We start from the raw sequence: 14,288 nt of genomic DNA, 5'->3' as shown, positions 1-14,288 counted from the left end.
TCGGGCGTATTGCAGAAAACCCGTGATCACAGCGGTGATTACCCATGCCCGGTTTGCCCGTTACGGCGTCAATAAAGGGCCTCAGAAAGCGGATTCACAGGTTCCGGACGTAACTGTGTCGCAACACACGTTTCTTGATGGGACCCCTGAGGCCCTGATAGCGCTAGTACCCATGTCCCACACCGCTCTCATACCCAGCCACCGGAAGCCCCGCCGAAACGCCTCGAAGACGGCGCTGCGGGCCGGAGTTGCCGGTGGCGTCCTCAGCACCATCGCGGTCGCAGGCGCTGCAGGTCCGGCCCAGGCCGAGCCGGTGACCCAGACGATCGAGATGCCGACCATCACGGCCGGGCTCTCCACCACCGTCGCCGCGTCCGCCGAGGCCACGCAGCAGGTCGCCCTGGACCTGGAGACCCAGGCCCAGGAGGACGCCGCAGCCACGACCGCCGCCAAGGCCGCCAAGAAGGCCAAGGCCGAGGCGGTCCGCAAGGCAGAGGCCGAGAAGAAGGCCGAAGCGGCCGCGAAGGCCAAGGCGGAGGCCGCGGAGCGCGCCTCCCGCTCCGCCGCGCGCACGACGCTGAGCACCTCTTCCGGCTCCTCGTCGGCAGGATCCTCGTCGTCCACCCCGGCGACGTACTCCTCCACCGCCACGGGCTCCGCCGCCGCCATCGTCTCCTTCGTGCAGATGCAGGTCGGCGACGCGTACGTGCCCGGCGGCACCGGCCCCAACTCCTGGGACTGCTCCGGCCTCGTCCAGGCCGCGTACCGCACGGTGGGCGTCGACCTGCCGCGCGTCTCGCAGAGCCAGTCGACGGCCGGCACCCAGGTCTCGCTGAGCAACCTCCAGCCGGGCGACATCCTGTACTGGGGCAGCGCGGGCAGCGCGTACCACGTCGGGATCTACGTGGGCGGCGGCCAGTTCGTCGGAGCGCAGAACTCCTCCACCGGTGTGGTGCAGCGCCCCCTGGACTACGACATGCCGACCGGCGCGGTCCGCGTTCTCTGAGTTCACGGATTCACAAGCGCCTCGGCGCACGGCAGGAAGCCGTCACTCCCCCGCTCGGGAGCGACGGCTTCCTGCCGTTTCCGGCAGAAACGCGACGCCACCCCCGGCGGCCACGGTGATGTCGCGAACCTGCCGGACTCCGTCCGCGTGAGCTTGTGAACTGGGGCGAACAGCCCCCGCGTCACCGAGCACAGGACGGCCCGCCATGTCCCTCACGGCCACCACTCCCCCCGGCGCCCCGCCCCGCACGCCCCTGCGCGGCCGACTGGCCGTGCTCTCCGTGATGCTGGGCATCTTCGCCGTCGTCACCACGGAGATCCTGCCGATCGGCCTGCTGACGCCGATCGGGGCCGACTTCGGCGTCGCCGACGGCACGGCCGGCCTGATGATGACGATGCCGGGCGTCCTGGCCGCCCTCGCCGCCCCCGTCGTGACCGTCGCGACGGCCCGCGCCGACCGGCGGCTGATGCTCTGCGCCTTCGTCCTGCTGCTCGCGTTGGCCGACTTCCTCACGGCCGCCGCGACGGACTACCGGCTGGTGCTGGCCGCACGGGTCCTGGTCGGCATCACCATCGGCGGCTTCTGGTCGATCGGCGCGGGTCTGGCCGGCCGGCTGGTCCGCCCGGCGGCGGCCGCCCGTGCGACGGCGGTCATCTTCTCCGCCGTCCCCCTCGGTTCCGTGCTCGGCGTCCCCGCCGGCACGCTCATCGGCGATCTGACCGGCTGGCGCACCGCGTTCGTGGCGATGGGCGTGCTGTCCACCGGCGTGCTGGCCCTGCTGCTCCTGACGCTCCCCGCCCTGCCCCCGGACCGGGTCACCCGTCCCGCGGTGCTCCGGGCCCTGCTGCGCACCACGGGCACCCGGTTCGCGCTGCTGACGACCTTCCTCATCGTACTGGCGCATTTCGGCACGTACACCTACGTAACGCCGTTCCTGCGGGAGGTCACCCACGCCGGTACGGGAACGGTCACGGCCTTCCTGCTGGTCTACGGGGCCGCGGGCGTGGCCGGCAACTTCCTCGGCGGCGCCCTGGTGGCGCGCCGCCCGCACACCGCGTTCGGGGCGGCCGCCGCGACGATCGCCGTCGCGACGGCCCTGCTGCCCGTCCTGGGCCGGTCCGAGGCGGGCGCGCTCGCGCTCCTCGTGCTCTGGGGCCTCGGCTACGGCGCGGTGCCGGTCTGCTCACAGACCTGGTTCGCCCGCGCCGCCCCGCAAACACCCGAGGCGGCCTCGGTCCTGTTCACGGCGTCCTTCCAGGCGACGATCGCCGCCGGCGCGCTCGGCGGCGGCTACGTCGTCGACCACGTCTCGCTCCCCGCGGTCATGGCGCTCGGCGCCGCGACCGCGGGTCTCGTGGTGGTCGCGGCGGGGATCCACCGCGCACGCCACGCCTGTTAGGAGCGGGGCGCCACCTTCGCCAGGCCGTTGATGATGCGGTCCATCGCGTCGCCGCCCGTCGGGTCGGTGAGGTTGGCGAGCATCTTCAGGGTGAACTTCATCAGCAGCGGGTGCGTCAGGCCACGCTGGGTGGCGACCTTCATGACCTTCGGGTTGCCGATCAGCTTCACGAAGGCGCGGCCCATCGTGTAGTAGCCGCCGTAGGTCTCCTTGAGCACCTTCGGGTAGTTGTTCAGGGCCAGTTCACGCTGGGCCGGGGTCGCGCGGGCGTGGGCCTGGACGATGACGTCGGCGGCGATCTGCCCCGACTCCATGGCGTACGCGATGCCTTCGCCGTTGAACGGGTTGACCATGCCGCCCGCGTCACCGACGAGCAGCAGGCCCTTGGTGTAGTGCGGCTGGCGGTTGAACGCCATCGGGAGGGCGGCGCCGCGGATCGGCATCGTCATGTTCTCGGGGGTGTAGCCCCAGTCCTCCGGCATGGAGGCGCACCAGGCCTTGAGGACCTCGCGCCAGTCCAGCTCCTTGAAGGCGGAGGAGGAGTTGAGGATGCCGAGGCCCACGTTGGAGGTGCCGTCGCCCATGCCGAAGATCCAGCCGTAGCCGGGCAGCAGCCGGTCCTCGGCGCCGCGCCGGTCCCACAGCTCCAGCCAGGACTCCAGGTAGTCGTCGTCGTGGCGGGGCGAGGTGAAGTACGTACGGACCGCGACACCCATCGGGCGGTCCTCACGGCGGTGCAGGCCCATCGCGAGGGAGAGCCGGGTGGAGTTGCCGTCGGCGGCGACGACGAGGGGGGCGTGGAAGGTGACCGGGGTCTTCTCCTCGCCGAGCTTCGCGTGCACGCCGGTGATCCGGCCGGTGCGCTCGTCCTTGATCGGGGCGCCGACGTTGCAGCGCTCGTACAGCCGCGCGCCCGCCTTCTGCGCCTGACGGGCCAGCTGCTCGTCGAAGTCGTCGCGCTTGCGCACCAGTCCGTAGTCCGGGTACGAGGCGAGATCCGGCCAGTCCAGCTGGAGGCGGACGCCGCCGCCGATGATGCGCAGGCCCTTGTTGCGCAGCCAGCCGGCCTCTTCGGAGATGTCGATGCCCATGGAGACGAGCTGCTTGGTGGCGCGTGGCGTGAGGCCGTCGCCGCAGACCTTCTCGCGCGGGAAGGCGGTCTTCTCCAGAAGGAGGACGTCGAGTCCGGCCTTGGCGAGGTAGTACGCGGTCGTGGAGCCGGCTGGGCCTGCCCCGACGACGATCACATCCGCGCTGTGTTCGGACAGGGGCTCGGTCACGGTCGGCTCTCCCGAAGACTCGAATTCGCGTGCCGCGCGGCACTGGTCCAAGGCAGTCTATGGGGGCTTGCTGATCAACTTTCCGAAGGGCTCCCCGATGTCGACCGCGCCTCCCTCGCTCCCTGCCGTACAGCTGCGTGTCCCGACCGACGAGGACGCGGTGGCCTGGCACCGCGCCTTCGACGACCCGGAGGTGATGGAGTTCTTCGGCGGCCGTCCGGACGAGCTGTCGATGTACGAGGAGTGGACGGCCAGGCAGCGCCGGCACGACGCGGAACTGGGCTACTGCCTGTGGACCGTGCTCGACGGGAACGGCGAGGTGCTCGGCTTCACCGGCGCCCAGCCGTGGCCGCAGAGCGCGTACGGGCCGGTGGGCGAGACCGAGATCGGCTGGCGGCTGGCCAGGACCGCGTGGGGCCACGGATATGTGACCGCGGCCGCGCACCTCACGCTGGAGCGGCTGCGCGCGGCCGGGGTGGAGCGGGTGGTGGCGACGATCGACGCGCTCAACGAGCGGTCGCTCAGGGTCGCCCGGCGCCTGGGCATGGAGCAGGCGGAGAGTTTCACCACTCCCCGCGCGGGCCAGGAGGTGCGGTGCTTCCGGCTGGAACTGGGCCGCTGAGCGTCCGGGGCCGGCCGGTGCCGCTGGGCGTCCGGGCAGGCAGGGCCGTCCGCTCCCGCTCCGAGAGGCCCTGGTGCACCGGCAGTTCGTCCGCCCCGAGCGATGCGGACGTCAGGCGCGTACGCCCCGGTGCAGCGCCACGATGCCGCCGCTGAGGTTGCGCCAGGCGACCTTCGACCAGCCGGCCCCCTGGAGCCTGGCCGCGAGCCCGGCCTGGTCGGGCCAGGCGCGGATCGACTCGGCGAGATAGACGTACGCGTCGGGGTTGGACGACACCGCGCGCGCGACCGGCGGCAGCGCCCGCATCAGGTACTCGGTGTAGACGGTCCGGAACGGCGCCCAGACCGGCTGGGAGAACTCGCAGATGACCACCCGGCCGCCCGGCTTGGTCACCCGGTACAGCTCGCGCAGGGCGGCGTCCGTGTCCTGGACGTTGCGCAGGCCGAAGGAGATGGTCACCGCGTCGAAGGTCTCGTCGCGAAACGGCAGTTTCGTCGCGTCGCCCGCGGTGAACGGCAGCCAGGAGTTGCGCTTCTTGCCCTCGCGCAGCATGCCGATGGAGAAGTCGCACGGCACGACGTACGCGCCGGTCGCGGCGAACGGCAGCGAGGACGTCGCCGTCCCGGCGGCCAGGTCGAGGACCTTCTCCGCGGGGCGGGCGTGCACCGCCTTGGCGACCTCCTTGCGCCACAGCCGGGCCTGGCCGAGCGAGAGCACGTCATTGGTGAGGTCGTAGTTCGCCGCCACGTCGTCGAACATCGAGGCGACTTCGTGCGGCTGCTTGTCCAGGGAGGCTCGGGTCACGTCTCCCATTCAAGCAGCCCGGCCGGGCGGCACAGGGGCGGGCCCGCCGTCCGGCGACGCGGCGGCGCCGATCAGCGGCGCAGTGCCTCGGCGGGCTGGATGCGGGACGCCCGCCAGGCCGGATACAGCCCGGCCAGGACACCGGTGACCAGCCCGGCCACGGGGGCCGTCGCGGCGGTGGCCGGGTGCACGACCGGGGTCCAGTCGCGGGCCACGGCCACACCCACCACCGTGACCACACCCAGCGACGTCCCGACGATGCCGCCCAGCGCTCCCAGGACCCCGGACTCGGCGAGGAACTGAAGGGTGATGTGGCGGGCCCGGGCGCCGAGCGCGCGCCGCAGGCCGATCTCGCCGGTGCGTTCCAGGACCGACACCAGGGTGGTGTTGGCGATCCCGACCGCGCCGATGACCAGGCAGATCCCCGCCAGGAGCAGGAACAGCTGACCGAGGTCGCCGCCGACTCCGGAACGCAGCGTCCGGGGGTCCGGCGGAGGGACGGCCTTGAGGTACTCGGGGTGGTCGGGCCGCAGCGCGGTCGGGGCGAGCCCGGCGACCTGCTGGGCGGCGCCCAGTTCCGTCGAGATCAGCATCCTCGCGCTGCTGCCCTCGGGCGGGCCCCAGATCTTCTCGGCCGTCGTGCGCGGGACGACGACCGACAGCAGCAGATCGGCCTTGCGTTCGGTGTTCTCGATGATCCCGGTGACGGTGAAGGGCTGGTCGCCGACGAAGACGGCGGGCCGGGTCTCCAGTGTGGTGATGCCGAGCCGGGACGCGACGCCCGAACCGATGACGGCGACGTACGCCCCGTCGCCGGACATCAGGTCGTCGTAGATCCGCCCCTGCGAGAGCGTGGGTTCGGCCGCCTCCAGTACGCCGGGGGACGCGGCGACCACCTCGGTCCCGCCGCCGCCCGTCGCCCGGCCGACCGGGGCGGAGCGCACGGTGACGGTGTCGGCCAGGCGCACCGGCCAGTACACCCCGGCGCTGCGCACCCCGTTCAGTGCCTCCACCCGGTCGTCGGCGTCCGGCGGGAAGGCGGGCTCCGCGAACTCGTACCGCTCCGAGGCCCTGTCCTCGACCGTCACCTCCGTGGCGGTGAGGGAGTTGAAGCGGGCGTCGATCTGCGAGGAGGCGGTGGCGGTCAGACCCAGGATGGCCACGAAGGTCCCCACGCCCAGGACCGTGCCGAGCGCGGTCAGCACGGAGCGGGCCGGGCGTTGCAGCATGCCGGCGAGCGATTCCCCCAGCAGATCGCCGAAGGAGAACACCGAGGGCTCCACCGGCCGGCTCCGGCGCGTCAACCGTGTCCGGCGCGTCAGGCGCGTCCAGCGCGTCCGCAGAAGGCCGCGGATCACCTGGCCGCCCCCTCGCGCTCGCGCAGCACCCCGTCGCGGATCGTGACCGTACGCGCGCCGCGTCCCGCCACCTCCGGATCGTGGGTGATCACCAGCACCGTCATGCCGTCGGCGTGCAGTTCCGCGAGCAGCGCCAGCACCGACTGCGCGTTGGCCGTGTCGAGGTTGCCGGTCGGCTCGTCGCACAGCAGCAGCGAGGGCCGGGCCACCAGCGCCCGTGCGATCGCCACCCGTTGCCGTTCCCCGCCGGACAGCCTGGTGGGCAGGGCCCCGGCGCGGTGGCCGAGCCCGACCCGTACCAGCGCCTCCTTCGCCCGCTGCCGGCGCTCCTTGCGGGGCACACCGCTGTAGACCATGGCCAGCGTGACGTTCTCCAGGGCGCTGCGGTGGGGCAGCAGATGGAAGGACTGGAAGACGAAGCCGATCCGGCGGCCGCGCAGCGCGGTGCGGTCGCCGTCCTTCATCGCTCCGGTGTCCAGGCCGTCGAGGAGGTACGTCCCCGCGGTGGGGGCGTCCAGCAGGCCGGCGATGTTGAGGAACGTGGACTTGCCCGAGCCGGATGGACCGACGACGGTCACGAACTCGCCCCGGCCGATCACCAGATCGCAGGGCCTGAACGCGTCGACCGGCGGAGGTCCGGGGTACGTGAGGGCGACCTGCCGGAACTCGATGACGGGCACGGTCACTTCCGCACCCCGGTGACCACCCGGTCGCCCGCGGCCAGGGCGCCCTTCGCCACGGGTACGACCGCCACATAGCCGTCGCCGGACGTGCCGGGGCGGACCTCGACGCGCTGCTGCCGGCCCTGCCCGGCGACCACGGTCACCACCGTCCGGCCGTCCGCGCCCGCGGTGATGGCGGTGACCGGCACGACCAGGGCCTTGCCCCCGGTGGAGGCCGCCTCGATGGTCAGCCGGACGTCCTGGCCGCCCAGCCGGTCGTCGAGCGCCTTGTCCGGGGTGATCTGCACCAGATAGCCGGTGGGGCCGGAGCCCGGGGCGCCGCCGCCGGAGCCGCCCTCCTGCCCGGAGCCGCCGGTGGTGTCCTGCGCCGGGACCGTCTGGGTGTCGGCGACACGGGAGACCTCTGCGCCGGCCGACACCCCGGAGACCTCGGAGTAGATCTCGACGTGCTGCCCGGCCCGCAGCAGCCCCTTCTGGTACTCGGGGACGTACGCCTGCACGACCAGCCGGCCCGAGGACAGCGTCATCGCCGTCCCGGACACCTTGTCGCCCACACTCCCCTGCACCGCGTTCACCCGGGCCGGGAAGCTCTCCAGGAACACCGCCTCGCCCGCCGGCAGCATCGGGCCCGACTTCGCCCGCACCCCGGCATAGGCGGCCCGTGCGTCGTCGAGGTCCTGGGCGGCCCGCTCCACGGCCCGGTGCGGATCGACGGGCGCGTCGCCGCTCTTCGCCGCCGAGCCGGAGTCCGCAGCGCCCTCGGCGTCCCTGGCGTCCTCCAGGGCCCGCTCGGCCGAGCGCACGGCGGCGGCGGCCGATCTGAGGCCCTCGCCGTCGTCGTCCTGGGCCGGCAGCGGGTCGTAACCGATGGACGCGTAGAACGAACCGAGCGCCGTCCTGGTCCCCGCGCCGAACGTCCCGCTCGCATCGGGTGCGGTGGGGTGGCCCAGGTCCCGCAGCGCCTTCTGGAGCTGCCCGACGTCATCGCCCGTACTGCCGGGGCGCAGGTCGCGGTAGACGGGCAGCTTCCCCCGCAGGACGAACACGGGGCGGCCGGAGACCTCCATCAGCAGCCGGCCGCTCCTCAGGACGTCCTGGGCCCTGACCGCCAGCTTCGTGATCACCGCTCCGGTCGCGCTCTCGTCACCGCCGGACAGCTGCGGGGAGACGTTCACGGTCTGTCCCGCCCGCACCTGGCCGCGGGTGATCACCGAGGAGACCAGCACCCGGTGCTCCACCGCGGCGGTCAGCACGTCCCGTTCCGGTGCGGCGGCCTCGGCCGCCGCCTGCGCCGGTGACTTGATGACCATCGAGGCGCCGACGCCCGCGGCGGCGAGCAGCACGGCCGCGACGGCGACGGCGGCCACCCAGCGCCGGCGCCGGCCGAGACCGCCGTCGCGCTCCCCGTCGTGCTCCGAGGCTCCGGCGCCACCGTCCCCGTCGCGCTCCGAGGCTCCGGCGCCACCGCTCCCGTCGTGCTCGCTGCTCATCGAAGGCTCCTCCCCCGGACCCGTCAGCCGCCGAGGATCGAGTCGCCCTCGGGCCGGGGATCACACACCCGGTCCGCCTCGCGGTAGTCGACGTCCGTCTTCATCCGGTGGATCAACTCGCTGCTGAGCTCGGCCTCCCCGTCCGGGCCGGGGTCGGGATAGTCCTTGACGCCGTGCTCCCGCAGGCACGCGCTCAGCTTCATGGCCCGCGCCATCTCCTCCTTGCCCGCCCGCCTCACGGCCGGCGGAGGCATGAGCGCGGCACACTTCTTCTCCGCCGCCATGATGGCCGCGTTGTTGTCCTTGCCCTTCTCGACCCGCAGCACGCCGTCACTGGTCCTGGCCAGCGGGATCCCGTGGTCCTCCAGGCACCGGTAGTACGTGATCTCCTGCGGCCGCTGGCTGGGTTCCGCATCCGTCCTCGCCTGCGGCTGCGACTCCCCCGAGTCCGACGCTCCCGTGCATCCGGCGGTCACGAGGGAGAGCAGCAGCAGCGCAGCGGCGGTTCTGGCGACAGCGGGAACGGGGCGCATACGGGACTCCCGGGAGAGGAGGAGCGGCGGAGGGGAGACGGTCGCCGCACCTGATGCGGAGCTACTCATCACGCACCCAACAGTCGCTCGTGGTCTGCGACTTGGCGACCTGTGACGCAGTCTCGGACCCCCGACCGTACAGAGCCCGCCCGCGGACGACAACTGTCCTCGGGGGCAGTAGCCATCCGTAATGAATGGCGCATTGGATTGATGGCGCTCACGCCCCATGGGCTCCACGCGCAACCGGACCAGCACACGAAGGAGAAACGAAAATGGCTCGTTCCGCTGTGATGCGCCGCCTGACCGGCATCACCCTGGCCGCGACCGCGGTCACCGGGCTGACGCTCGCGACGGCCGGCACCGCGTCGGCCGCGACGAACAAGAACGGCAATGTGGAGAGCGGGGAGTTCGGTCTCTACTACAACTCGAACTTCGCCGGCTGTGTCTTCGACCTCCTCGAATCGGACGGGAACTTCTCCGGCGATCTCTTCCGCTCGTCGACGAGTTCACAGTCCTGCCCCGGCCAGGGCCAGTCCACCGACAACAACACCGCGTCCTACTGGAACCGCGATGTGACGGCCTGGGACGTGTACACCAAGGCCTCCCGCGGCGGCATCAAGGGTTCTCTGCCGCTCGGCTACTACGGCAACGCCTCCACCACGTTCAAGAACGCGATCTCGTCGGCGTACTACTTCTGACCGCCCCGGAGCGGGCCGCTGCTCCGCCCGCCGCACGGCACCGCTGTTCTGCCCGTGAGCGACGGGCGGAGCAGCGGCTGTCCCTTCGTACGAACCGGCCGCCCCCCGAAGGATCCGCATGCACCCGTTCCCCGGCCGCCGCCGCGGTCTCCACCGTTCGTTCGGTGTGGTCTGCGCCGCCGTGCTCCTCGCCGCCTGTTCCGCCTGTTCCTCCTCCGCCGACGGGGGACGGAGCGACGAGAAGTCCGAACCCGGGATCGCGGCCACTCCCCCGGTGCTGAGCACGGTGGGGCTGCGACTCCCCCTGGACGCCTATGACGCCACCTATGAGGAGACCGAGGCGCTTCAGGAGGGCCAGGGCACACTCGTCGCCCGGTGCATGGCACGCTACGGCTTCCGCTACAGCATCCCGCGGCGCACCGGCTCCCCCGCGACGGGCGGAGCGAACGCACGGATCTTCGGAGTGGTGGACCCGGACGAAGCGGCCCGGTACGGCTACGGCGTCCCCGGAGAGGAGCGGACTCCCGGGCGGACCCCGCAGAAACTCACCGCGTCCGAGGAGATCGCGCTGAACGGCGCACCGGATCTGAAGCCCACCGATATGCCCAGGAGCCAGGCCGAGGCGGTGAAGAAGGGCGGCAGCAAGCAGCGGATCAACGGCAAGCCGGTGCCGGTCGGCGGCTGCGGCCGTGAGGCGTTCCTCAAGCTGTACGCCCCCGAGCCGAATGCCGTGGACGTGATGTACGTCTTCAATCTCAAGTCCCAGGCGGAGTCCCGGGCGCGCGAGGATTCCCGTACGAAGACCGTCAACAAGTACTGGTCCGACTGCATGGCGCGAAAGGGTCACACGGCGGCCGACCCGATGAACGTCACCACGGAGCTGGGCATCGCCGACGACGCCCTCTCGTCCCCGGCCGCCGTCACCGCCGCCAAGGCCGATGTCAGCTGCAAGAAAGAGGTCAATCTCGTCGGCGTCTACCTCGCGGTCCAGTCCGCCTACCAGAATCGGCAGATCGACAAGTTCGCCGAGACGCTCGACCTGGCCAAGGAACAACTCAAAGACCGGCTGAAACTCGCCGCATCACTCATTTCGGCATCCTGAACAATCTGCCTCATTTACCTGCGGACGCACGTCGCGAAGCGACCGCATCCCGGCCCCCGGCCTGAATTCCCGCCCCCCTCGTGCTAGATTCCTGCCGCTCTTGAACCAGCGCCCTGGGGGGGATATGACGGTTCATTGCCTTGTCTGCGCCCGCCCGATCCCTGACGGCCGGCATCGGCGCCCGACCGCAGACGTGCTCGCACAACCGGCTCCTCTCCGGCGGCTCACGCCCACCGAGGAGCAGCTCTTCGCCACGCTGCACAACGCCCCTTCGAATGAGGAAGTCGCGGCGCATCTGCACGTCACTCCGCGAACGGTGAAGTTTCACATCGCCAATATCCGGTCGAAACTCGGCGGGATGACAAGGCTCCGGCTCTGCCTGCTGTCCGCCTTGCACCACAGGGGCCTTCTGTCGCTCTGCGACGCGTGCATGCCCCTCTTCGCGAATCCGCCGGACGGTCCGCCACCCGGTGCGGCCTTTCCGGCCCGCGCGCCGGTCACCGCGCTCACGGGCGCCCGGCGACCTCATACACGTGTGGACTGAACCAATTGCCCCCGGCACCGGTCCTAACAGCGGGGAGCGGGAACCACCGAAACCGGGGAGGGCACGGATGTCCGCAGGGGATGGGCGAAGAAACGGGCGGCGGGAGCGCGGCCTGAACCGGCTGCTGGTCAGGGCCGCCGTTCCGGTGGTGCTGGTCGTGGCCGCCGTCGTGGGTATCCGGTGGAACGGCGGACATGATCCGAGTCCCTCGTCCGCCTCCGCCACCTTCACCGTCGCCCGCGCGGGCGTCTCCCCGGCCGGGACGGGAGACGCCTACCGGGTCGAGGTGGAGAAGGGCTCGGGTCTGGACCCGGACAAGGCCGCCGCCGAGATCGCCCGGATCCTGGCGGCGCCGCGCGGCTGGTCGCACCACGGTGAGCGCTCCTTCCGCCAGGTAGCCGAAGGGCCCGCGGGCCTGGTCATCCGGATCGCCACCCCGAAGACCACCGACAGCATCTGCGGGCAGAGCGGGCTCGACACCCATGGCGAGGTCAACTGCCGGGTCGGGACCGATGTCATGGTCAACCTGAAGCGCTGGCAGACGGGTTCGCCGGAGTTCCACGGCCCGCTGGCCGGCTACCGCGCCCTGATCATCAACCACGAGGTCGGGCACTGGCTGGGACACGGCCACGAGACCTGCCCCGGCAGGGGCCGCCCCGCCCCCGCGATGATGCAGCAGATCGACGGGCTCAAGGGCTGTGTCTCCAACGCCTGGCCGTACGCCGCGAACGGCCGGTACCTGGGCGGCCCTTCCGTACCGTGACGCTTTGCCGGTTGCCGCGTGCGGTGCGGGACCCCGCGTGCCCGGCCCGGTCCGGACGGGAGGCCCTACCGGCCCCGGTACACCAGCCGTCCGGCAGCCACGGTGGCCACGCAGCTCGCGCCGCCCGCGGCCAGGAGTGCGGCCTCGTCCGGTACGTCGAAGACGGCGAGGTCCGCCCGGCCGCCGGCGGCGAGCGGTGCCGCCATCGCGTCGGCCACCGCTGCGGCCCCGGCCAGCGGATCGAGCCGCGGCTCACCGCGGTCGCCGGCCGCGGAGCCCCGCGGAACACCGGTGGCGGCCGCGGGACCGAGGACCAGCAGGCCGGACCGGCGCACCGCCGTGAGCAGCGCGGGCGCGGTGGCGGGCGGGGCCGTCACCGCGGTCGTGCCGTGGCGGAGCATCCGGTGCAGCCCGCGCCGGACACTGCCCGCCCGCCAGGTGTCGTCCGGCCCGAGCGCGTCGAGCGCCTCGCCGGTCAGCGGCGCGGTGCCCAGGGTGTCCGCCTCACGCGGATCGGGGAAGTACGACTCCTCCAGCAGCCGGACCGCGTCCCGCTGCACGAGCCCCGGGGTCAGGACGCCCGGCCAGCGCCGGACCCGGGCGGGGTGGAGGGCGGCCAGTTCCTCGTACGGACCGAAGGCGGCGATCGCGGCGTCCCGCACGGCCACCGCCCCGCCGGGCACGGACGCACGACCGCCGCCCGGCAGCAGCAGGGCGGCGGCGTGGATCGTCAGCAAGGAGTGACCGGGCCCTAGTTGGCGTCGAGGAGCTTGAGCTCCGGGTGGGCGGTGCCGCCCTCGATCGCGGTGGACGAGATGTGCGAGACGACGCGCTCGTCGACCGGGTCGTTCGCCGGGTCGTCGTGGACGATGAGGTGCTCGTACGTGGTGGCGCGCTGGGCCGGCACCCGGTCCGCCTTGCGGATCAGGTCGATGATCTCCATGCGGTTGGAGCGGTGCTTCGCACCGGCGGAGGAGACGACGTTCTCCTCCAGCATGATCGAGCCGAGGTCGTCAGCGCCGTAGTGCAGCGACAGCTGGCCGACCTCCTTGCCGGTGGTCAGCCAGGAGCCCTGGATGTGGGCGACGTTGTCCAGGAAGAGCCGGGCGATCGCGATCATCCGCAGGTACTCGAAGAGCGTGGCCTGCGTCTGGCCCTTCAGCTTGTTGTTCTCCGGCTGGTACGTGTACGGGATGAAGGCCCGGAAACCGCCGGTGCGGTCCTGCACGTCGCGGATCATGGTCAGGTGCTCGATGCGCTCGGCGTTCGTCTCGCCGGTGCCCATCAGCATGGTGGAGGTGGACTCGACACCGAGGCCGTGGGCGATCTCCATGATCTCCAGCCAGCGCTCGCCGGACTCCTTGAGCGGGGCGATCGCGGTGCGCGGCCGGGCCGGCAGCAGCTCGGCGCCGGCGCCCGCGAAGGAGTCGAGACCGGCGGCGTGGATGCGGCTGATGGCCTCCTCGGCGGAGACCTTGGAGATCCGGGCCATGTGCTCGATCTCGGAGGCGCCGAGCGAGTGGATGACCAGCTGCGGGAACGCCTTCTTGATCGCGGAGAAGTGCTCCTCGTAGTACTCCACGCCGTAGTCCGGGTGGTGCCCGCCCTGGAACATGATCTGCGTGCCGCCCAGCTCGACCGTCTCCGCGCAGCGGCGCAGGATGTCGTCGAGGTCGCGGGACCAGCCCTTGGCGGTGTCCTTGGGCGCGGCGTAGAAGGCGCAGAACTTGCACGCCGTGACGCACACGTTCGTGTAGTTGATGTTGCGCTCGATGATGTACGTCGCGATGTGCTCCGTACCGGCGTAGCGCCGCCGGCGCACGGCGTCCGCGGCCGCGCCCAACGCGTGCAGGGGCGCCGACCGGTAGAGGTCCAGGGCCTCCGCCGGAGTGATCCGGCCGCCTTCGGCGGCTCGGTCGAGGATGGGCTGGAGGTCGGCCTTCTCGGTCACCGGGCTGTCACCTTTCGGCGGTTTTTCAACGGATCTACGGACCGGTTCAGCGTAC

General features: G+C 71.9%; 15 protein-coding genes. 7 read left to right on the top strand and 8 right to left on the bottom strand.

What is annotated here, in order from left to right; genetic code table 11:
* The first annotated feature begins 172 nt into the window (after positions 1–172).
* Positions 173–1,006, top strand: a complete 834-nt coding sequence (locus OG782_RS22040; protein WP_406453541.1) for a C40 family peptidase — start codon at positions 173–175, stop codon at positions 1,004–1,006.
* Positions 1,007–1,211: 205 nt separating this feature from the next.
* On the top strand, positions 1,212–2,405 hold the full coding sequence (locus tag OG782_RS22035) for an MFS transporter (RefSeq protein WP_406453539.1): 1,194 nt from the start codon (positions 1,212–1,214) through the stop codon (positions 2,403–2,405).
* Here the strand turns inward: OG782_RS22035 and OG782_RS22030 are convergent.
* On the bottom strand, positions 2,402–3,685 hold the full coding sequence (locus OG782_RS22030) for a geranylgeranyl reductase family protein (RefSeq protein ID WP_406453537.1): 1,284 nt from the start codon (positions 3,683–3,685) through the stop codon (positions 2,402–2,404). The genes OG782_RS22035 and OG782_RS22030 overlap by 4 nt on opposite strands.
* A gap of 97 nt (positions 3,686–3,782) precedes the next feature.
* Between OG782_RS22030 and OG782_RS22025 the strand changes: the two genes are divergently transcribed.
* Entirely contained in the window at positions 3,783–4,307 is a 525-nt protein-coding gene (locus tag OG782_RS22025) for a GNAT family N-acetyltransferase (protein ID WP_406453535.1), read from the top strand.
* A 111-nt stretch (positions 4,308–4,418) separates the two neighbouring features.
* Here the strand turns inward: OG782_RS22025 and OG782_RS22020 are convergent, their stop codons facing one another.
* The 5 genes from OG782_RS22020 to OG782_RS22000 all read right to left on the bottom strand — a co-directional run bounded on the left by OG782_RS22020 (position 4,419) and on the right by OG782_RS22000 (position 9,175).
* The gene (locus OG782_RS22020; protein WP_406453533.1) at positions 4,419–5,111 is read right to left on the bottom strand and encodes a demethylmenaquinone methyltransferase; all 693 of its coding nucleotides are present in this window, start codon (positions 5,109–5,111) and stop codon (positions 4,419–4,421) included.
* A 71-nt stretch (positions 5,112–5,182) separates the two neighbouring features.
* Positions 5,183–6,394: an ABC transporter permease gene (locus tag OG782_RS22015; protein ID WP_406453531.1), complete on the bottom strand. Its 1,212-nt coding sequence runs from the start codon at positions 6,392–6,394 to the stop codon at positions 5,183–5,185.
* A 71-nt stretch (positions 6,395–6,465) separates the two neighbouring features.
* Positions 6,466–7,155, bottom strand: a complete 690-nt coding sequence (locus tag OG782_RS22010; RefSeq protein WP_406453529.1) for an ABC transporter ATP-binding protein — start codon at positions 7,153–7,155, stop codon at positions 6,466–6,468.
* Entirely contained in the window at positions 7,152–8,642 is a 1,491-nt protein-coding gene (locus tag OG782_RS22005) for a peptidoglycan-binding protein (RefSeq protein ID WP_406453527.1), read from the bottom strand. The genes OG782_RS22010 and OG782_RS22005 overlap by 4 nt, the downstream gene beginning before the upstream one ends.
* 23 nt (positions 8,643–8,665) lie before the next feature.
* Positions 8,666–9,175: a hypothetical protein gene (locus OG782_RS22000; protein WP_406453525.1), complete on the bottom strand. Its 510-nt coding sequence runs from the start codon at positions 9,173–9,175 to the stop codon at positions 8,666–8,668.
* Positions 9,176–9,447: 272 nt separating this feature from the next.
* Here OG782_RS22000 and OG782_RS21995 point away from each other — a divergent pair, with 272 nt between their 5' ends.
* The 4 genes from OG782_RS21995 to OG782_RS21980 all read left to right on the top strand — a co-directional run bounded on the left by OG782_RS21995 (position 9,448) and on the right by OG782_RS21980 (position 12,282).
* Positions 9,448–9,873: a peptidase inhibitor family I36 protein gene (locus OG782_RS21995; RefSeq protein WP_406453523.1), complete on the top strand. Its 426-nt coding sequence runs from the start codon at positions 9,448–9,450 to the stop codon at positions 9,871–9,873.
* Positions 9,874–9,991: 118 nt separating this feature from the next.
* Complete coding sequence (locus tag OG782_RS21990; protein WP_406453521.1) at positions 9,992–10,975, top strand: hypothetical protein; 984 nt, start codon at positions 9,992–9,994, stop codon at positions 10,973–10,975.
* A 124-nt stretch (positions 10,976–11,099) separates the two neighbouring features.
* Entirely contained in the window at positions 11,100–11,519 is a 420-nt protein-coding gene (locus OG782_RS21985) for a helix-turn-helix transcriptional regulator (protein ID WP_406453519.1), read from the top strand.
* A 67-nt stretch (positions 11,520–11,586) separates the two neighbouring features.
* Positions 11,587–12,282: a DUF3152 domain-containing protein gene (locus tag OG782_RS21980; RefSeq protein WP_406453517.1), complete on the top strand. Its 696-nt coding sequence runs from the start codon at positions 11,587–11,589 to the stop codon at positions 12,280–12,282.
* A gap of 65 nt (positions 12,283–12,347) precedes the next feature.
* Here the strand turns inward: OG782_RS21980 and OG782_RS21975 are convergent, their stop codons facing one another.
* Positions 12,348–13,019 (bottom strand): imidazolonepropionase-like domain-containing protein, encoded by a 672-nt coding sequence (locus OG782_RS21975; protein WP_406453515.1) that lies wholly within the window; start codon positions 13,017–13,019, stop codon positions 12,348–12,350.
* A gap of 14 nt (positions 13,020–13,033) precedes the next feature.
* Positions 13,034–14,233 (bottom strand): cyclic dehypoxanthinyl futalosine synthase, encoded by a 1,200-nt coding sequence (gene mqnC / locus OG782_RS21970; RefSeq protein WP_406453513.1) that lies wholly within the window; start codon positions 14,231–14,233, stop codon positions 13,034–13,036.
* Positions 14,234–14,288: the final 55 nt, after the last annotated feature.

This window comes from Streptomyces sp. NBC_00876, assembly GCF_045207435.1.
Classification (GTDB): domain Bacteria; phylum Actinomycetota; class Actinomycetes; order Streptomycetales; family Streptomycetaceae; genus Streptomyces.
The sequence above is the reverse complement of the archived record's forward strand: the minus strand, read 5'-3'. Positions and strand labels throughout refer to the sequence as shown.